Source organism: Amycolatopsis sp. CA-211722 (assembly GCF_056828465.1).
Genome location: NZ_CP184752.1, coordinates 2,649,630 through 2,668,899, shown reverse-complemented (window position 1 = coordinate 2,668,899; position 19,270 = coordinate 2,649,630). Strand labels below are relative to the sequence as shown.

Sequence of the window (19,270 nt, the reverse complement as noted above, 5' to 3'; positions counted from 1 at the left end):
CGCACTTGGCCTGTGCCGCTCCCGCGCCTTCAGTGATCAGCCGTGACTCAGTGGCAGGTCAGCAGGCTGACGGTGCTGTTGGCGCAGGAGGCCAGCAGGCTGAGGTTGCTCGCGCCGCCGTGGCTGCCACCGCCGCCGCCCTCGAGAACCTCGGGGGTTTCCAGGGCCTGCAGGTCGAGAACCAGTTCCATGGTGTTCCCTTTCACTAGTTATCTTGGTCCGCCGTCCTCACTGGACAGCAGTTCGGGAGGACAGGAACGGCAGCGCGGCCTTCCCGTCCAGGGTGGCGGCCAGTGCGAGCAGGACGCCCGCGCCGCCGGTGACGACGTCCATCGACAGCCGCAGCAGCTGGTTGCCGGGGAACGCCAGGCCGCCCTTGTACGGCACCGCGTACCAGGCCAGCCGGGAAAGATGCAGGTCGATGGCGTCGCGGACCCGCTGGTCCGGTTCGGCGCCCATGGCCAGCGCGGTCATCAGCCCGCCTCGGCCGAACAGCAGACCGGGATGGATGACGAACTCCCCGCGGCACGCTTCACGCAGGCCGGGCAGGCTCTTCAACGCCTTCGCGTCGGGACGGTGCTTCGCCAGCTCCTCGGCGACCATGAGGATCCCGGCGCTGCCGACACCCACGTAGGGCAGCGTCCGGGTCTCACCGTCGCGGACCTGCAGCGAGCCGTCGTCGGATTCGACGCACTCCTCGATGTCCCGCTCCAACGCCTGGTCGGCGAAGGACAGCCAGCCCTCTTCGCGGGTGCGCTCGAACAGCCGCACGAACAACAGCGCCGGACCGGACCAGCCGTTGAGCAGCCCGGCCCTGCCGAAGTCCCCGGGCGGGGCGGCGGTTTCGAGCGCTTCGGCGAGCCGGACGGCGGTGGCGAGCGCCTGCCTGCCGAACTCGTTGTCCTTGCGGGTCACCGCGAAGTGCAGCTGCGTGAGCCCGATTCCGGACAGGCCGCCTTCCAGACCGTGGTCGGTGGTCTGCTCGACCAGCGTCGCCGACGCCGTCAGCAGCTTGGTGGCCTCGTCCCGGTACCCGAGTTCTTCGAGGACGTACGCGATCCCGTACGAGCCGTCGTAGAACCCCGGACGTCCCGGGGGGTCGCGGCGGATCGAGTCCAGCAGCCAGCGCTCGTGCTCCCGGTGGCGCTCGCCGCTGGTCGCTTTCAGCGCGTGGAGGACGCCAGCCGCGCCGTAGCCGAAGCACGCTCCGCCGACGCGGAACTGTTCGATGTCGCCGGGAAAGAGCCGGTCGGTGCGCTCGGGGGTCGCGCTGGCGAGGATCGCCTCGGTGATCTGCTTGCGCACCAGCGCCCAGTCCGGCTTGTCCTGGTCCAGCTCGGTCGCGCTCGTCAGCGGCGGCACGTTCCGGGGCGCGAGCTCGGCGACGATCGAGTCGGCGTAGCCCTCCGGGACGTCGAAGCGCTGCTGGACGAAGTCCGCGAGCCCGCGCAGCTTCGCCGGGGCGAGCTCGAGGAGCGTGGTCAGCGGCAGGAAGATCCACAGTTTCAGGACGGCGAGCGCGTACTCGTCGACCTCGAAGCCGGTCCGGTCCCGCGGGGCGCGGAAGCCGGGTGCGCCGAGGGCGGGCCGTTTGCCGCTTTCGATGTCGGACGCCATCTCGAAGTCGATCAGCGAGACGGCGTTTTCCTCTTCGTCGACCAGGATGTTGAGCGAGTGCAGGTCGCCGAAGACGATCCCGCGGCCGTGCACCTCGCCGACCATCGCCTCCACCCGCCGGACCAGCGACAGCGCGCGTTCGGTGTACGCGGCGATGTCCGCTTCGGTGGTGTCTCGCCTGGTGAGCGGGTAGTTGCGGGCGAGCCAGTTGCCCAGCGAGACACCGGGCATGTACTCCATCGCGAGGAAGTGGTGCTCCCAGACGGTGAAGCGGTCGTAGGTGGCGGGGATGCCGTCGATGCCCTTCAACCGCTCCAGCACCTCGTGCTCGCGGCGGAGCCGTTCGACGGCGTCGACCTCGTCACGGTCCAGGCCGGCGAACGGCCGCGCCTCCTTGAGGACCACCCGTTCGCCGTCGGTCTTCCGGTCGGCGAGGTACACGCCGCCGCCGTTCGAGAAGTGCAGTGAGCTTTTCACCTGATAGGGGAACTGATCCGCGCCGCCGCTCTTGCGAGCCGCGAGATGAGGCGCGAGGAACTCCGGAATCGTCACCCAGTCGGGTACGGAGAAGGTCGGCTCGCGTTTGTCCGGGACCAGGGTCCCATCCGGTTTGCGCACCGCGAGGACCCGCTTGCCGTCGAGTTCGACCCATTGCTCGGCGAATCCGCCGTAGCGGACGTAGAGCGGCCCGGCACCATACCGAAGATCACTGAGAATGTAAGCCCCCGGCTCACCGTCGAGCTTCGCCGACAACCCGGCGAGAACGCGCTCGAGCTCGTTGTTGTCAGCCGGATAAAGAGTCAGTAACTTGCCGCTGCCGTCGCGCGGAGCGTATTTCGAATTCCTTGCCAGCAGGGTGCTCCGCGAGCGTAGATGCTTGTAGGACACGCCGTGCTCGACACAATGCTCGTGCACCTTCACGAGCACTCGCTCGGCGTTGCCCAAACCTGCTGAAACGTGGATTTTCCAGCCCTGCAAGGGAAGGTTTCGAGCAACAGGGTGCAGCAGCCGCCACACTCCGCGCACCCCGGTGCGCCAGCCCGCCTCGGGAGCGGGCAACAGGGAGGCGAAATCGTCGGCGGCGTCCCCGGTTTCCCGCTGCTCATCGAAGAACAGTGGATCGGCGAAGCAATACGCTTCGTACCGGACGTCCATCGAGCGCCCCCTCCTTGGCACCAATCGGATGGGCCATGTGCACCATCGCGATGGAGAATATTCCACCCGCCGGACCCCGAACGGCCAATCCGCCATATCGGGGGTTCGGCTCGGCTGTTCAGGGACGTGAATTCGAAATCTACCGAATGGTAGGAGTACCCAGCGTGAGATCAACTCGTATTTCAACCACCCGGTCGGTGTGTAACAGGAACGAACCGGCGGCGTAATCCCTGGTACGGGCGGCGATCACAATAACGCGCGACCGAATTGACAGTGCGCCAACCGAACGCGCTTCGTGATCTATTCACCCGAGGTCTGGACCAGTGCGCCGGTGCGTGGCGCCCGCCACGCACCCCACCGGTCGCCCGTCGGCGGTGATCCGCGCGGAGGTACGTTGTCGCCGGTGGAGCAGGTAAGGAGGCCGACGTGATCACAGGCTTCGCGGTGACCGTCGCGATCTGCGCGACGCTGGTCGCGGCGTGGAGTTTCGTCCAGGCCGCGCGCAAGAAGCTCCCGGACAACGCGCTGCTCGGCGGCCTCGCCGTGGTCGAAGCCCAGCTGGTGGCCCAGCTCGTGATCGGGGTCGTGCTGCTGATCGGCGGCGGCACCCCGGGCAGCATGGCCACCTATCTCGCCTACCTGATCGGCTGCCTCGTCGTACTCCCGCTCGGGACGGTCTGGGCGCTGGCCGAACGAACCCGGTCGAGCACCGTGATCCTCGGCATCGCCTGTCTCGCGATCCCGGTGATGGTGCTGCGGCTGCACGAGGTGTGGGCGGGCGCCAGTGCGTGAGGAAACCGAGGAGAAGACGGTGGACAAGGCTTCCGGCCCGGGACGGATCCTGGTCGCCGTGTACGCGATCTTCGCGCTGGCGGCGACTTCACGCGCCGCCGTGCAGATCAGCACCAAGTTCGACGAAGCCCCGCTGGCCTACGCCCTTTCCGCGTTCGCGGCCGTCGTCTATCTCCTGGCCACCGTCGCGCTGGCCCGCCGCGGCGCCGGCTGGTGGCGGGTCGCGCTGATCGCCTGCGCCGTCGAACTGGTCGGAGTGCTGACCATCGGCACCCTCAGCCTCTTCGACCGCGAGGCCTTCCCGCACGCCACCGTGTGGTCGGTCTACGGGCAGGGCTACCTCTTCATCCCGTTGGTCCTGCCGGTGATCGGGTTGTACTGGTTGCGGCGGACGAAGCCCTGACACCGAACTCGCGTGATCGAAGACGTATCTCGCGTGATCAGAGGCGTAACTCGCGTGATTGGAGGCGTAACTCGCGAGTTACGCCTCCAATCACGCGAGTCGCGCCTCTGATCACGCGAGTCACGACTTTGCCCACGCAGCTCACTTGTCGAAGCAGCCCTTTTCGTTGAGCGGCCCGAACGTGGGCAGGACCAGCCCGCACAGGTAGCCGTCGATCCAGCGCCCGTTGCCCGCGACGTTGGTGAGCACCCGGATCGCCGGGGCGAACGCGGCGATCCCCTTGGCCAGTGAATCCTGGTTGCGTTGGAGCATCGACGTCAGCCGGTCGAGTTGGTCGAGCACCGGCCCGAGCTGGCCGTCGTTGTCGGCGACGATGCCGTCGAGCGCGGTCGCGAGCCGTTTCGATCCGTCCAGCAGATCCTTGATCGCCTGCTGCCGGGTGGAGATCGCGCGCAGCAGCGCGTCGCCGTCCCGGATCAGCCGCTGGACCTCGGTGTCGCGGTCGACGAGGGTCTGCGACACCTGCCGGGTGTTCGCGAGCAGCGTCCGGAGTTGCCGGTCGCGGGAGGCGATGGTGCCGGAGAGCTTCGAGATCCCGTCGAGCGCCGAGCGGACGTCGGCGGGCGTATCGGCGAAGGTCTCCGAAATGGTGTCGAAGCTTTTCACGAGTTGGCCGACATCGATGGCGTCGACGGTTTTCGACAGATCCCGAAACGCTTCAAGGACGTCGTACGGCGCGGTGGTCCGCCGCAGCGGAATGGGATCGCCGGGATCGAGGATCGCTTCGCCGCGCGGATCGAGCGCCAGGTACTTCTGTCCCAGCACGTTCTTGATCTGGATGGACGCGCTCGTGGCGTCCCCGACCCAGGCGTCCTTCACCCGGAAGGACACGAGCACGCGATCGCCGTCGAGCTCGATCTCGGACACCTTGCCGACCTTCACCCCGGCGATCCGGACGTCGTTGTCCGCGCGCAGCCCGCCCGCGTCGGAGAATTCGGCGGAATAGGTGGTGCCGCCGCCGATCACCGGCAGCGCGTCGGCGTTGAGCGCCGCCGCCATCCCGAGGGCCATCGTGGTGAGCCCGGCGAGCGCCAGCTTCACCGGATCCACCGCGCCGAAGGACCTCATCGCCTCACCTCGCAGGTCACGAGCGGCAAAGCTTAGGGGCCGCTCCTGCCCATCGCCAGGCGAAACGTTGCACCGATCGGGTGGCAACGTCTGTCCACTATGGACATAGCGCTAGCGCCAAAGCCCGTCCGCCGTCCCGCGCGCGACGTGCTCCTCGTAGATCTCGACCTTCCGGCTGATCAGCTCCAGGCAATCGGCCAGTTCGGCGATCCGGTCCCGCACGGTGTTCTGGTGATCCCGCAGCAGCTCCAGCCGCTTCTCCTCGTTTCCCGGCCCCTGCCGGACCAGTTCGGCGAATTCGCGAATGGTGGCCAGCGGCATTCCCGACGCCCGGAACTTCGTGCAGTTCACCAGCCAATCGACGTCCTGGTCGGTGTACACACGACGGCCGTTCGCGTCCCGTTTCACCGGCGCCGCGAGCAGCCCTTCCTTCTCGTAGAAGCGAAGCGCGTGCACGCTGAGGCCCGTCCGGGCGGTGACCTGGCCGATCGCGAGTTCCGTCACCGGACCGACGGTAGCGCCCTCGACGGTGTTGACCTAGAGAGCCCTCTAGCTCCTAACGTCCGCCCCATGACCAACGCACAACACAAGATCGGCTCCGGCTTCGGCGCGCGCAGCACCGCAGGAGAAGTACTGAACGGCATCGACCTTTCAGGCAGGCTCGCCCTCGTCACCGGCGGATATTCGGGGCTGGGCCTGGAAACCACGCGCGCGCTGGCGAACGCGGGCGCGCACGTCGTCGTCCTGGCGCGCCGCCCGGCCGACGCCGAGGCCGCGCTCGCCGGGATCTCCGGTACCGAGGTCTCCGAGCTCGATCTCGCCGATCTGGCGAGCGTCGAGGCCTTCGCCGGCCGGTTCCTCGGCACCGGCCGGCCCGTCGACCTGCTGATCGCGAACGCCGGGATCATGGCCGCGCCGGAACGGCGGGTCGGCCCCGGCTGGGAGTCGCATTTCGCGATCTGCCACCTCGGCCACCACGCCCTGGTGAGCCGGCTCTGGCCCGCCCTGAAGGCGGCCGGCGGCGCCCGCGTCGTGACGGTGTCCTCCGCCGGGCACCATTCCTCGCCGATGCGGTGGGACGACGTCCAGTTCGAGCGCGGCTACGACCGCTGGCTCGCCTACGGCCAGGCCAAGACGGCGAACGCGCTGTTCACGGTGCGACTGGACGCTCTCGGCGCCGACCACGGGATCCGCGCGTTCAGCCTCCATCCAGGCGCCATCCTCACTCCCCTGCAGCGGCATCTGCGCCACGAGGAGATGGTCGAGCGTGGCTGGATCGACGAACACGGGAACCAGGCCGACCCGGATTTCAAAACGCCGGAGCAGGGCGCGGCCACCCAGGTCTGGGCGGCGACGTCACCGCTGCTCGACGGGATGGGCGGGCTCTACTGCGAGGACTGCGACGTCGCCGAGCTCGCCCCCGAAGAGGGCGAATGGGTCGGCGTGCGCCCGTACGCGGTCGATCCCGGTGAGGCCGCGCGGCTCTGGGAGCTCTCCGAGCGCCTCACCGGGACCTCGCTGGGCTAATTCCAGAACTTGATCTCGGGGTTGCCCGGCACCGGCCCGTCCAGCAGCGGCTGATGCCCGCCACGCAGGTTCCTGTCGAAGAACGCGGAGACGTAAGTCCTGGTCAGCGCCATCCCGCGCTCGCCACCGAGCAGGCCGGGCTTGCCGAGCCCGAGTTGCTCACCGAGAACGCCGACGTCGGTGAAGGACGCGTGCCCGGCCGCCGCGACGCTGATCCAGCGCTTCCAGCCGGTGAGGTTCGGCCAGCTGCCCGCCCACGTCGTGTCCGGTCCGGCCGGGGTGTACTCGCTTTCGCGGCCGAGCAGCAGGAACGGCCGGTCGATCCCGGACGCGGGGATCGGCGACCACAGCCTGCCGTCCAGGTCCGCGCCCGCGCGGATCCGCCGGTCGCCGACCATCGCGGCCGGCGTGCTGTACCCGCCGATGGAATGCCCCGCCATCCCGATGCGGGTCCGGTCGATCAGCCGGGACCAGCGCGACGAAGGACCGGTCAGCGTGTCGAGGACGAACGAGACGTCCGCCGAGCGGATCGGCGGGAGCAGGGTCGAATCCGACCCGCACGCGGCACATTCGGTGACGCGGCCGTCCGGGAAGGCCGTGCCGTGGGACTCGTGGTTGTGGCCGATCAGCGCGACGACGAACCCCCGGCTCGCCAGCTCCTCCGCGAGCCCGGTGAGCGTCGTTCGCGGTTTGCCGAATCCCGGCGACAGCACGACGAGCGCGCGCTTCCCCGGCAGAGGCGGGGCGTCGACCCTGGCGCTGGTCCTGGTTCCGGCGACCAGCGCGGGGTCGACGTCGGGGAGGCCCGATTCGGTCAGGAACGCCTTGGCCTCGGCCAAGGTGAGGTAGGGCCGTTTCGGGCCGAGCGGCACCAGCGCGGGATAGAACATCGACACCATCAGCTCGCGCGGCCCGGACGGCACCCAAGGGTCCTGGCGCGAGCGGTCGACGAGGTGGAGATCGGTGGAGCCGACGGGATGCGAGCCGGTCGGCGGCGGCAGCGTCAGGCGCGGGGTCGCCGCGGCCGGGCTCGCCAACGACACCATGCCGGCGAGGGCGGCCAGCGCGACGAGAAGCCTTCTCATGAGGTTTCCGTTTCTGTCGAGGATCTTCCTGAGACCAGGCTGGAGCCCGGCGCCGTATTCGCGCGTCTGCCGCAGGTCGTATCCCGGGGTCTGCCGCGAGAGGGATTCGCGCGGCCCGCTCCTCCGATTACGCTCGGGTGGTGCTGGCCTTCCTCAGGAATCACCCGAGAGCCGTCGACCGCGGCCTGACCATCCTCATCGGACTGTCCACTGTGGTCTCGGCCGACGACCCGGAGGGTTTCGAGTGGTGGCTGGTCTCCTTGGCGGCCTTGGCTTCTCTGCTCGTCCGGCACCGGAACCCCACGATCACCTTCGCGGCCGGGGGTACGGCTTCGCTCCTGCATCTGGCCATGGGCAACGACCTCAAACCGGTCGACGTCGTGGCGTTGATCGGTCTCTTCTCCGTCGCGGCCTGGGGGTCGCGACGGCGTTCCGCCGGCCTGCTGGCCGCGGGGTTGCTCGTCGCCGGGGCGTGGTCTTTCTACGCCTCGGAAGCGAACACGCGGACCCCCGTCCCGATGCCGCCGCGGCTCATCGTCATCGATCGGCTGGCCCCGGTCGTCACCGACGCCGACGATCACCAAGTGCAGGACTGGGGCGGTTTCCCGGCCATCGGCCTGTCGCTCGGCGTGGCGTGGCTCGCCGGGCTGAACACGCGGCAGCGCCGCGTCCGCCTGTCGGTGCTGGAGCAACGGGCCGCCGATCTCGAACGTGAGCGCGACACCCAGGCCGCGCTGGCCGTGGCCGCCGAACGCGGCCGCATCAGCCGCGAACTGCACGACGTCGTCGCGCACGCCCTGTCGGTGGTGGTCCTGCAGGCCCAAGGCGCCCAAGCGGAGCTGGACCGGCGGCCCGAACGATCGCGGGAGGCGCTGGACGCCATCGTCGACACGGGGCGCACCGCGTTGAGCGAGATCCGGCGGCTGCTCGGCGCGCTCGGCCAGGACGAGCCGGACTGGGAGCCACGGCCCGGTGCGGAGCGCCTGCCGCGGCTGGCCGCCGACATCCGGTCGGCGGGCACGCCGGTCGAGTTCCGCGTCGAAGGGGAACCCCGGCCACTTTCGTCCACAGTGGACCTGGCGGCCTACCGGATCGTGCAGGAGGCGCTGACGAACGTGCTGAAACACGCCGGTCCGGCCGCGTCGGCGGCTATCGTGATGCGCTATGGCCCCGGGACGCTGGAGATCGAAGTGACCGACGACGGCGTCGTGGCGGAACAGCCGTCCGGCACCGGGCACGGCCTCGAAGGGATGCGGGAACGGGTGAACGTCCTGGGTGGCACCTTCGACGCGGGACCACGGCCGGAGCGCGGGTTCGCCGTCCGCGCGACCCTGCCGACATGACGATCCGGGTGGTCATCGCCGACGACCAGGCCCTCGTGCGCACCGGACTGCGGATGATCCTGGACAACGCGGACGACATCGACGTCGTCGGCGAGGCGGGCGACGGCGCGGAGGCCGTCGCGCTGGTGGCGGACCTCGATCCCGACGTCGTGCTCATGGACATCCGGATGCCCGAACTGGACGGCGTCGAGGCCACCGCCGCGATCGCCGCCGCCCATCGTGCCCGCGTCCTGGTGCTGACCACGTTCGACCTGGACGAATACGTCTACGCCGCGCTCCAGGCGGGGGCCAGCGGTTTCCTGCTCAAGGACGCGCTGGCGCCGGATCTGCTCGCCGGTGTCCGGGTGGTCGCCTCGGGCGAGGCGACCCTCGCGCCCACCGTCACCCGGCGGCTGCTCGACCGCGTCGTCACCGGCCTGCCCGTGTCGCCGGCGGACGACCGGCTCGCCCTGCTCACCGACCGGGAGAACGAGGTGCTGCGGCAACTGGCGCGAGGCCTGTCCAACGCCGAGATCGCCGAACTGCTGTTCCTCTCACCCGGCACGGTGAAGACCCACGTGGGCCGCATCCTCACGAAACTCGGCCTCCGCGACCGTGTCCAGGCCGTCGTCTTCGCCTACGAATCCGGGATGATCAGCCGCTGAGCGCGGCGGGCGTGCGCCAGTGCTTGCCGCGCCGGGGCCGCCGGTGCTGGCCGCGCCTGCCGAGGTCGGCGAGGCTGTCCACGGGGCGCGCGGCGAACTCTTCGGCGGTGATGCCCATCCGCACGAGGTACTTGATCTCGCCGCGCACCACCTCCGTGTCACGCAGCCTGCCTTCCTCGCGGAAGCCGAGACCGCCGTGCAGCGAAAGCGAGGCCAGGTTGCCGCCGTACACGCTGACCTCGCATTTGCGGAAGCCGCGCTGCCCGAACATGTGGGCCAGGAGGACGGTGATGGCGTCCGTGGCGTATCCGCAGCGCTGGTGGCGCGGGGCGATCCCGATGCCGTAGCCGAACCGGCCGGTCACCGGGTCGGCGCCGATGGTGCAGACCGAACCGACCAGCATCCGGCCGCGCACCGTCTCGATGCCGAAGTGGATGTCGTCGCCGGAGGACCCCGAGCGGTGCGAGGCCCAGTGCCGGTGCCCGCCGCCGAGCAGCGGTGTCGCCTCGCGGGCCATGTCACGGTCGAAGCCCATCAGGACCCGGCGATCCCCCAGCCCGACCTCGCGCAACCGCACCTTCCGCCCGACCTGCTCGGGCTCCAGGGCGGAGCGGCTCACCGCGTCCGGCCGCACGGGTGCTCACGAACGATCACAAGCATGCTCCGACGATATCGGGTGCCGAAACGCCCGAAGGCCCCCACCCGGTACGGATGGAGGCCTTCGGTGTGAAGAAAGTCAGATGGCGACGACGCGCTGGGCCTGCGGGCCCTTCTGACCTTGGCCGATCTCGAACTCGACGCGCTGCCCTTCGTCCAGGGACTTGAAGCCGCTGCCCTGGATCTCCGAGTAGTGCACGAAAACGTCCGGTCCGCCGTCGTCCTGAGCGATGAAGCCGAAGCCCTTTTCGCCGTTGAACCACTTAACGCTGCCCTGAGCCATACTTTTTCTACCTGCTCTTCATAGCGAGTCTGAGCTCATTCGATGCCCCGATCTCGGGGACCATTCTCGCAGGTCTTGCCCGGTAACACACGTCGCCGTCGCAAATTCGTGCAGATCGCCAGGTCAAGGTCACCCTCGGCGGGTCACCCGGTGGGCCGGACCGCCCCGCGCCCCCAATGCCACATTGGGGACAGTCAGCGTCTCCAAAGCCACATTGGGGACACCTGCCGGCGACCTCGCACACTCCCGACCTGCACACTCGGGCAGCGGACCGCCCGATCGCATCAGTGCGCGTCCGGCTCGGACCCGATCCGGTACGGCACGGGCTTGCCGTCCTCGTCGCATACCTCGACCGGGTTGCCCTCGACGTCCACGATCTTGCCGTCGACGATCTTGTCGCCGTCCTTGAGCCGGGAGAGGGCCTTGAGGTCGGAGTAGTCGATCACCCTGGTCGCGGTCGCGAACACCGACGGGTCGCCGCCCGCCTTGGCCGGCCTCAGGTGGTTGAACAGCAGGTTCAGCACGACGGCCATGAGCGCGGCGGAGCTGATCCCCGAGTGGAAGATCGTGCCGACCCACGCCGGGAAGTGGTGGTAGAACTCCGGCGCCGCGATCGGGACCATGCCCAGCCCGACCGAGGCCGCGACGATCACCAGGTTCATGTTCCCGTTGTAGTCCACTTTGGACAGTGTCTTGATGCCGGACGCCGCCACGGTGCCGAACAGCACCAGCCCGGCACCGCCCAGCACCGGGTACGGGATCGCGGCGACCACCCGGCCGAGCACCGGGAGCATGCCCAGTACCAGCAGGATCACGCCGCCGGCGGTCACCACGAACCGGCTCCGGACGCCGGTGATCGCGACGAGCCCCACGTTCTGGGCGAACGCGCTCTGCATGAACCCGTTGAAGACCGGCGCGACCGCCGAGGACGCCATGTCGGCGCGCAGCCCGTCGCCGATCCGGCGTTTGCCGACCTTCGTCCCGACGATCTCCCCCACCGCGAGCATGTCGGCCGTGGTCTCGGTGAGGGTCACCAGCACGACGATGAACATCGACACGATCGCGGCGACGTCGAAGGTCGGCGCGCCGAAGCCGAACGGGGTCGGCACCGCGAAGATCGGGCCGTCCCAGACCTGGGAGAAGTCGGCCTTGCCCAGCACGGCGGCCAGCACGGTGCCCACCACGATCGACAGGAGGATCGAGAGCCGCGAGATGGCCGGGACGGCGACCTTGCTGAGCAGCAGCACGATCGCCAGCGTCATCGCGGCCAGGCCGATGTTGGAGACCGAGCCGAACTCCGGCGACTTGGTGTTGTTGCCCATCGCCCACTGGGCCGCGACCGGCATCAGGCTGAGCCCGATCACCGTGATCACCGTCCCGGTGACCACCGGCGGGAAGTACTTCACCAGCCGGGAGAACACCGGGGTGATGAGCAGGCCGAGCACCGCGGACGCGATCACCGAGCCGAACACGGCGGGCAGCCCGCCGTCGGCCACGATCGCGGTCATCGTCGCCACGCCCGCGAAGGAGGTGCCCTGGACCAGCGGCAGCCGGGAGCCGAAGAAGGGGATGCCGAACGACTGCAGGATCGTCGCCAGACCACCGATGAACAGGCACGACGCGACGAGCAGCCCGATCTCGGCCGTCGAGACGCCCGCGGCGCCGCCGATGATCAGGGGCGGCGCGATGATCCCGCCGTACATCGTCAGGACGTGCTGGACGCCGTAAGTGAAACTCTTGCCGATCCCGAGCCGTTCGTCCTCGGGCCTGCCGCTCGCGGCCGCTTCGGCCCGCGTCCTCTTCACCATGGATCCGCCTCTCGATAGAAGCGAGCGATGCCGGGCAATTTCAATCTGCGGAGGTTAACTTCCACATAGCAGAACTTGCAAGACCCTGCCCGTACGGGTCGTCCTTCCGGCGGGCGGACAAAGATCCGTTCCGCGCGGGGAGCCCCGGGTGCGGCGATGGTAGAAATCGTCTGCCCCGTCGGTGAGGATCCCGAGGCAGGAAAGACGGCATACATGGCGAATCCGCTGGTCGCTGAGCGTCAGGACTCCACCAAGGCCCACTCCGGGGTCCCGTTGCTGGAATCCGCGATCGACCTCAAGGAAGGCATCGAGAAGGGCGACTGGGCCGCGGTCGCGATGGGCGCGGTCGGGACGGCTCTCGACGCGCTGTCGATGGCCATGGACCCGTTCGGCTCGATCCTCGCCGCGGGGGTCGGCTGGCTGCTCGAACACGTCGGCCCGCTCTCCGACGCGCTCGACGCGCTGACCGGCGACGCCGATCAGATCAAGGCGCAGGCCGAGACCTGGTCCAACATCGCCAAGGAACTCGGCGCCATCGGCACGGATCTGACCGACCTCGTCAAGGCCGACCTGCAGACGTGGGCGGGCGACGCCGCGGACCGCTACCGCGAACGGTCACAGGACACGGTCACCGTGCTCACGGCCGCGCAGAAGGGCTGCGAGGGAGCTTCCAGCGGGGTCAAGACCGCGGGCGAGGTCGTCGCCGCCGTCCGCACCCTGGTCCGCGACATCATCGCCGAACTCGTCGGTCACCTCATCAGCTGGGCGCTGCAGGTGCTGTTCACCCTCGGTATCGGCCTGACCTGGGTGGTGCCGCAGGTGGTGACCGCGGTCGCCAAGACCGCTTCGAAGATCGCCGACCTCACCACCAAGCTCGTCAAGGCGCTCAAGGGCCTGATGCCGCTGCTCAAGAAGGCCGACACGCTCTTCGACGACGCCGCCAAGGCCCTGCGCAAGCTGCAAGGCGGCAAGGTGGACGCCCCGCCGCCGCCCAAGACCAAGGGCGGCAACGACCGCGGGATCGACGAAGGCACCACCAGCTCCAGCGCCGACGGCAACGGCAGGCCGGGCGGCGGCAACGACGGCCCCGCCAACGACAAGAGCACCAACACCAAGAGCGACAACGACCAGACGAACACCAGCGGCACTGGCGGCGGCGGTGGCACGCGCGACCGGGGCGGTGACACCGACACCACCAAGAAGGACGGCAACGGCGACCGCTCGACGTCGTCGGATTCCAAGAACTACTGCGGTGACCCCGTCGACGTCGCGACCGGCGAGGTCGTCATGAAGCAGGTCGACGTGACACTGCCCGGCGACGTGGCCGAACTCGAGCTCTCCCGGACACATCTGTCGTCCTACACCGCCGGCCGCTGGTTCGGTCCATCTTGGACGTCCACAATGGACCAACGGCTGACCTTCCACGGCGACCGCGTCCTGTTCCACGCCGAAGACGGCATGGTGCTGACCTATCCCGTCCCGGCGGGTGTCCCCGTCCTGCCGGTGCAGGGCCCTCGGCACCGGCTGCGCCGCGCGGCGGACGGCTACCGCCTGTCGATGGGCGATCGCGAACTGCTCTTCGCCGGGGCGGGCCGGGTCCTTCCGCTCACGGCCATCGAACAGAACGGCGCCCGCACCGAGTTCGCCTACGCGCCCGACGGAACGCCCGTGGGACTCCGCCGTGACGACGGCGTCGAACTCGCGATCGGCACCGCGAACGGGCGGATCGTCGCGCTCGGTGCTCCCGGACAGCCGCCACTGGTGCGCTTCTCCTACAACCGGCTCGGCCAGCTGAGTGTCGTCTCGGACTACGCGGGCCGCCCGATGACCCTCGACTACGACTTCGGGCACCGGCTCGTCGGCTGGAAGGACCGCACGGGCACCTGGTACCGCTACGTCTACGACGACGCCGGCCGCTGCGTCCGCGCCGTCGGGGCGAGCGGCTACTACAACGCGACGTTCGCCTACGAACCCGGTACGACGCGGCACACCGACGCCGCCGGCCACACCTGGACGTACCGCCTCAACGACGCCAGGCAGCTGATCGAACGCGTGGATCCGCTGGGCAACTCCCAGCGCTACGCCTGGAACCGGCGCGACGAGCTCTTGTCCACAGTGGACGAACTGGGCCGGGAGACCGGCTACGAGTACGGCGAGGACGGCGAACTGGCCGCCGTCCACCGCCCCGGCGGATCGACGGTGCTGCTGACCCACGCCGACGGCGAGGTCCGGCTGTCGGCGGGAGACGTCCGGCGGACGGTCCCCGCGTTCGACCCGGCCACCACGCTGGTCGGCACCGGGATGCCGGTGGAGATCCCGGACGCGCCCGACCCGCTGACCGACGCTCCCGTGACGGACCGCCCCGGCGACCGCGACCTGTTCGGCCGCCCCCGCCTCGCGTACACGGCCTCCGGCGGCGCGGCGAGGCTCGGCTGGACGGCCGACGGGCGCCGCGCCTGGCGGCTGGGCCCCGACGGCGGCCGTGAGACGTGGGTGCACGACGCCGAAGGCCACGTCGTCGAGCACCGCGACGCGGCGGGTGCCGCGCGGCGCCGCGAGTACGGCCCGTTCGGCCTCGTCCTGGCGGAGACCGATGCCGCGGGCGCGCGCACGCGGTTCACCTACGACGGCGAGCTGCGGCTCACCTCGGTGACCAACCCGAACGGCCGCACCTGGCGCTATGTTCGCGACGCCGCGGGCAGGCTCGTCGAAGAGGTCGACTACGAGGGCCGCCGGACCGGGTACGACTACGACGCGGCGGGGCAACTGCTGCGCATGACGAGCAGCACCGGTGACGCGACCGAGTACGACTATGACGTCGCGGGCAACGTCGTGGCCAGGCGCACCCCGGACGACGTCACGCGGTACGAATACGACGCGCTCGGCCGGATGACCGTCGCCGAGAACACCGAATCGCGGGTCGAACTCGTGCACGACGACGGGGACCGGGTCGTCGTCGACACGATCAACGGGCTCGGCGTGTGCTGGCGCCACGACGGCGACGTGCTCGTCCGCCGGACGTCGTCCGGGGTGGACAGTGAGTGGCGGTTCACCGCGTCCGGGCTGCCACGGTCACTGCGGATCGCCGGCCACGAAGTCGAATTCGGCTACGACGACGCCGAGCGGGAGATCACTCGCGCCGTCGACGGCACCGTGGTGCTCCGGCGGCGGTTCGACGCGGAAGACCGGCTCGCCGAAGAGCACGTCTCGGGCGTCGGGCAGCGCGTCTACGGTTATCGGCCGGACGGCAGGCTCGCCGCCGTCGACGACGCGATCCGGCCTTGGCAGCTCACCTTCGACACCGCGGGCCGGGTCAGCGAGGCGCGCGGACCGGCCGGGGTCGAACGGTTCGCCCACGACGCCGCGGGGACCATCGTCCTCGACGACGGCTATGAAGACGACGAGCGGGGCCGGGTCGTGTCGGACCAGGCCCGCGCCTACGAGTGGGACCACCTCGACCGGCTGCGCTCCGTGCGCACCCCCGACGGCGCGCTCTGGACCTACCACTACGACCCGCTGGGGCGACGGTTCGCCAAACGCCGCTGGCTGATCGGCCCGGAAGGCGAAGCCGAGCTCACGCACGACGTCCGCTTCCTGTGGAGCGGGATGACCGTGGTCGAGCGGATGGACTACGACCCCGCCGACGAGTCCTACCGGCTCCTGACCTGGGAACGCTACGACGACGACCGCCCCGTCGTGCAGATCGAGCGCACGGGCGCCCTCGAAGACGCCGTGTTCCGCGCCGTGATCACGTCGCCCGCGGGCACGCCGACCGAACTGCTCGACGAACACGGCACGCTGGTCTGGCAGGACCGCAGCAGTTTCTGGGGTGTGCCGCTGCCCGGCGCCGACACCGCGTCGATGCCGCTGGCGTTCCCCGGCCAGCACCGCGACGAGGAAACCGGGCTGCACTACAACGTCTTCCGGTACTACGACCCCAGGACGTCGCGGTACCTCAGCCAGGACCCGCTCGGCCTCGCCGCCGCGCCGAACCCCGTCGGCTACGTCGACCAGCCGCTGCTCATCGGCGACCCGCTCGGCCTCGTCCCGCCCTGCGGGCGAAGCGGTCCGGGCAACCAGCAGCGGCCTCAGCCGGTCGGCCCCAGCGGGCAACCCCAGCCGCTGCGGAGGAGCCCGCGGAAGCCTCCCATCGACGTCGACAAGATGTCGAAGGAGGAGTTCGAGAAGTTCAAGCCGAAGCTCGACCAGATCCTGAAGGCGGACAAGCATTTCTTCTGGTCCGGCGGCACCAAGAAGCGCAAGCGCGGCGAAGAGGACGAGTACCTCGGCTCGGTCGAGGAGAAGGCCACCAAGATCGCGAAGCAGAACGGCGGAAACACCCTCGAGGGAACCCTCAAGGACAACAACATCAAGATGCCCGGGTGGATCAACGATCCCAACGACCCGAGGAAGGCGCTCGTCCAGGAGAAGTGGGACTACGTCTCCGAAACCTTCGCCAAGAACTCCAACAAGGACACGCACGTGGTCTTCCCCTACTGGCCGGGCAAGGGACACGACGTCTATCCGCATCGCCGCGAGGACAACGTGTTCGACGTGACCGAGTATCCGAGGCTCGAATCGATGGGGATCGACAACATCACCAAGCACAACGCGGAGACCGGGCACACGCGCCCGTACCGGCACACCAAGTGACATTGCCGCCGCTCGCCGGATTTGGTATACCAAAGAGAGTCCGGCGAGAAAGGTGTGCCCGTGGTGATCCGTGACGTCCGCCCGTGGGGTGGACAGCGCAGCGACGTCGAGGTGGCCGACGGCCGGATCACCGCGGTGCGGCCGCACGATCCCGCCGCCACGCCGTCCCCGGACACGGTCGAGGGGCGCGGGCGGCTGCTGTTCCCGTCGTTCAGCGACGTGCACGTCCACCTGGACTCGACGCGGATCGGGCTGCCGTTCCGGCCGCACACCGGCGCGCCGGGGGTCTGGGCGATGATGCTGAACGACCGCGAGAACTGGCGGAAAGCCGAGGTCCCGCTGCCCGAACGCGTCGCCGGGACGCTGGAGCGCATGATCGCGAACGGCACCACACGCGTGCGCACGTACGCGCAGGTGGACGTCGACTGCAAGCTCGAAAAGCTCGACGCCGTCCTCGCCGCGAAGGAACGCTTCGCCAAACACGCGGACGTCGAGATCATGGCGTTCCCGCAGGCCGGGATCCTGCGGGAACCCGGCACCGTGGACGTGCTGGAGGCTTCGCTGCGCTCGGGCGCCACGGTCGTCGGCGGGATCGACCCGTGCTCGCTGGACAAGGACCCCAAGGGCCATCTCGACGTCGTGTTCGGGCTCGCCGAGAAGTACGGCGTCGAGGTCGACATCCACCTGCACGAACCCGGCCACCTCGGCGTGTTCTCGACCGATCTGGTGATCGAACGGGTCCGCGCGCTGGACATGCGCGGCAAGGTCACCATGTCGCACGCGTACGAGCTGGGCTCGATCTCGGAATCGGTGAGCCGTCGCCTGATCGACACGTTCGCCGAACTGGACATCGCGATGGCGACCGTCGCGCCGTCCACCGACGGGCAGCTGTCGCTCGCGGACCTCACGACCGCGGGCGTGCGCGTCGGTCTCGGCGAGGACGGCCAGCGGGACTACTGGAGCCCGTACGGCAACTGCGACCTGCTCGACCGCACCTGGCAGCTGGCCTTCACCCACGGCTTCCGCCGCGACGACCTGATCGAGATGGCGCTGGCCGTCGCGACGATGGGCGGCGCGTCGATCATGAGCCACGACGTCCCGCGGCTGGCGGGTATCGAAGACCGGCCGGGCGTGGCCGTCGGCGACCGCGCCGACCTGGTGCTGGTCGACGGCGAGACCCCGACGAGCGCGGTGATGGACCGCGGCAAGGACCGCACGGTGCTGCACGACGGCGTCGTCGTGGCGGACGGGCTTTCGGTGCTCGGGTAAAACCGTTGGCGCCCGATCGCGGCCGCTGCTAACTTGCCGGAGGCCGTGCGAGCGAACGAGGAGGTGGTACCCGTGAACATTTCGACATGGGTGCTCCCCTCAGGGGTCACGGTCGGGCGATAGGTCGTCCGGGAGCGCCGTTCCACGCGCACTCCCGAAAGGCACGACCATGCGTTTCACTTCCGAACGACGCCTCGAAGACGCCCTCGAGCGCGAATTCACCCTCGGCGAGATCCCCGGCATCCTGTGGACGCCCGAATCGGCCGCACCCGCCCCGCTGATCCTGATGGGTCACCCCGGTGGGCTCGGCAGGATGTACCCCCGGCTCGCGGCCAGGGCCCTGGCCTGCACGGCGACGGGCTACGCCGCGGCCACCATCGAACTCCCCGGAGCCGGTGACCGGCCCCCGTTCCCCGCCGTCGACGAGGCTCGCGCCGACCTGCAGCGCGCACTGAAGGCCGGCGAACCGGTCACCGAAGACATCGTCGACCGGCTCGTCCTCCCGCTGGTCGAAACGGCGGTCCCGGAATGGCGGGCCACCTTGGACGCCCTCCTCGCGCTGCCCGGAATCGGCGGCCCGGTCGGGTTCTCGGGCGGGGTGATCGCCATCGCCACGCGGCTCGCGGTCGTCGAACCCCGGATCGGGGCCGCCGTCCTGTTCGCCGGGAGCTACGTGCCTCGCAGCATCCTCGAAGAGGCGCGGCAGGTCACCATCCCGCTGCTGGTCCTGCTGCAATGGGACGACGAGGGGAATGACCGGCAGCAGGCGCTTGATCTGTTCGACGCCTTCGGCTCGCAAGAGAAGACACTGCACGCCAACATGGGCGGCCACACCGGCGTCCCGCACTTCGAGGGCGACTCAGCCGGCCGGTTCATCACCCGGCACCTGAAATAACCCGATGTCGA

At 69.5% G+C, this 19,270-nt stretch carries 16 protein-coding genes; 8 read left to right on the top strand and 8 right to left on the bottom strand.

Annotated elements, in window-relative coordinates:
• Window positions 1–47: 47 nt before the first annotated feature.
• Together ACOCEP_RS13095 and lanKC are read right to left on the bottom strand one after the other, a co-directional pair.
• Window positions 48–191, bottom strand: coding sequence for a SapB/AmfS family lanthipeptide (locus ACOCEP_RS13095; protein WP_091598068.1), 144 nt, complete (start codon window positions 189–191; stop codon window positions 48–50).
• Between the two features lie 37 nt (window positions 192–228).
• Window positions 229–2,772: a class III lanthionine synthetase LanKC gene (gene lanKC / locus ACOCEP_RS13090; RefSeq protein WP_482337466.1), complete on the bottom strand. Its 2,544-nt coding sequence runs from the start codon at window positions 2,770–2,772 to the stop codon at window positions 229–231.
• Between the two features lie 426 nt (window positions 2,773–3,198).
• On the opposite strand from lanKC, the gene ACOCEP_RS13085 reads away from it, so the two are divergent.
• Complete coding sequence (locus tag ACOCEP_RS13085; RefSeq protein WP_482337465.1) at window positions 3,199–3,564, top strand: hypothetical protein; 366 nt, start codon at window positions 3,199–3,201, stop codon at window positions 3,562–3,564.
• On the top strand, window positions 3,557–3,967 hold the full coding sequence (locus ACOCEP_RS13080; protein WP_482337464.1) for a hypothetical protein: 411 nt from the start codon (window positions 3,557–3,559) through the stop codon (window positions 3,965–3,967). Before ACOCEP_RS13085 ends, ACOCEP_RS13080 begins: the two co-directional genes overlap by 8 nt.
• Window positions 3,968–4,108: 141 nt before the next feature.
• Here ACOCEP_RS13080 and ACOCEP_RS13075 read toward each other — a convergent pair whose 3' ends face one another.
• Together ACOCEP_RS13075 and ACOCEP_RS13070 are read right to left on the bottom strand one after the other, a co-directional pair.
• Window positions 4,109–5,095 (bottom strand): MCE family protein, encoded by a 987-nt coding sequence (locus ACOCEP_RS13075; RefSeq protein WP_482337463.1) that lies wholly within the window; start codon window positions 5,093–5,095, stop codon window positions 4,109–4,111.
• 111 nt (window positions 5,096–5,206) lie between these two features.
• Window positions 5,207–5,599 (bottom strand): MerR family transcriptional regulator, encoded by a 393-nt coding sequence (locus tag ACOCEP_RS13070; protein WP_482337462.1) that lies wholly within the window; start codon window positions 5,597–5,599, stop codon window positions 5,207–5,209.
• A 66-nt stretch (window positions 5,600–5,665) separates the two neighbouring features.
• Between ACOCEP_RS13070 and ACOCEP_RS13065 the strand changes: the two genes are divergently transcribed.
• Window positions 5,666–6,622: an SDR family NAD(P)-dependent oxidoreductase gene (locus ACOCEP_RS13065; RefSeq protein WP_482337461.1), complete on the top strand. Its 957-nt coding sequence runs from the start codon at window positions 5,666–5,668 to the stop codon at window positions 6,620–6,622.
• Here the strand turns inward: ACOCEP_RS13065 and ACOCEP_RS13060 are convergent.
• Window positions 6,619–7,707, bottom strand: a complete 1,089-nt coding sequence (locus ACOCEP_RS13060) for an alpha/beta hydrolase family protein (protein ID WP_482337460.1) — start codon at window positions 7,705–7,707, stop codon at window positions 6,619–6,621. The genes ACOCEP_RS13065 and ACOCEP_RS13060 overlap by 4 nt on opposite strands.
• 140 nt (window positions 7,708–7,847) lie before the next feature.
• On the opposite strand from ACOCEP_RS13060, the gene ACOCEP_RS13055 reads away from it, so the two are divergent.
• On the top strand, window positions 7,848–9,050 hold the full coding sequence (locus ACOCEP_RS13055; protein WP_482337459.1) for a sensor histidine kinase: 1,203 nt from the start codon (window positions 7,848–7,850) through the stop codon (window positions 9,048–9,050).
• The gene (locus ACOCEP_RS13050; RefSeq protein ID WP_482337458.1) at window positions 9,047–9,694 is read left to right on the top strand and encodes a response regulator; all 648 of its coding nucleotides are present in this window, start codon (window positions 9,047–9,049) and stop codon (window positions 9,692–9,694) included. The genes ACOCEP_RS13055 and ACOCEP_RS13050 overlap by 4 nt, the downstream gene beginning before the upstream one ends.
• Here ACOCEP_RS13050 and ACOCEP_RS13045 read toward each other — a convergent pair.
• The 3 genes from ACOCEP_RS13045 to ACOCEP_RS13035 all read right to left on the bottom strand — a co-directional run bounded on the left by ACOCEP_RS13045 (window position 9,684) and on the right by ACOCEP_RS13035 (window position 12,442).
• A complete protein-coding gene (locus tag ACOCEP_RS13045) occupies window positions 9,684–10,328 on the bottom strand; it encodes a GNAT family N-acetyltransferase (protein ID WP_482337457.1) in 645 nt (214 codons plus the stop codon). The genes ACOCEP_RS13050 and ACOCEP_RS13045 overlap by 11 nt on opposite strands.
• Before the next feature lie 102 nt (window positions 10,329–10,430).
• Window positions 10,431–10,634, bottom strand: coding sequence for a cold-shock protein (locus ACOCEP_RS13040; RefSeq protein WP_005149851.1), 204 nt, complete (start codon window positions 10,632–10,634; stop codon window positions 10,431–10,433).
• Between the two features lie 284 nt (window positions 10,635–10,918).
• Window positions 10,919–12,442: a nucleobase:cation symporter-2 family protein gene (locus ACOCEP_RS13035; RefSeq protein WP_482337456.1), complete on the bottom strand. Its 1,524-nt coding sequence runs from the start codon at window positions 12,440–12,442 to the stop codon at window positions 10,919–10,921.
• A 156-nt stretch (window positions 12,443–12,598) separates the two neighbouring features.
• On the opposite strand from ACOCEP_RS13035, the gene ACOCEP_RS13030 reads away from it, so the two are divergent.
• The 3 genes from ACOCEP_RS13030 (at window position 12,599) to ACOCEP_RS13020 (ending at window position 19,259) form a co-directional block, all read left to right on the top strand.
• Entirely contained in the window at window positions 12,599–17,095 is a 4,497-nt protein-coding gene (locus ACOCEP_RS13030; protein ID WP_482337455.1) for a DUF6531 domain-containing protein, read from the top strand.
• A gap of 60 nt (window positions 17,096–17,155) precedes the next feature.
• Window positions 17,156–18,364, top strand: coding sequence for an amidohydrolase family protein (locus ACOCEP_RS13025; RefSeq protein ID WP_482337454.1), 1,209 nt, complete (start codon window positions 17,156–17,158; stop codon window positions 18,362–18,364).
• 169 nt (window positions 18,365–18,533) lie between these two features.
• A complete protein-coding gene (locus ACOCEP_RS13020; protein ID WP_482337453.1) occupies window positions 18,534–19,259 on the top strand; it encodes a dienelactone hydrolase family protein in 726 nt (241 codons plus the stop codon).
• Window positions 19,260–19,270 lie beyond the last annotated feature (11 nt).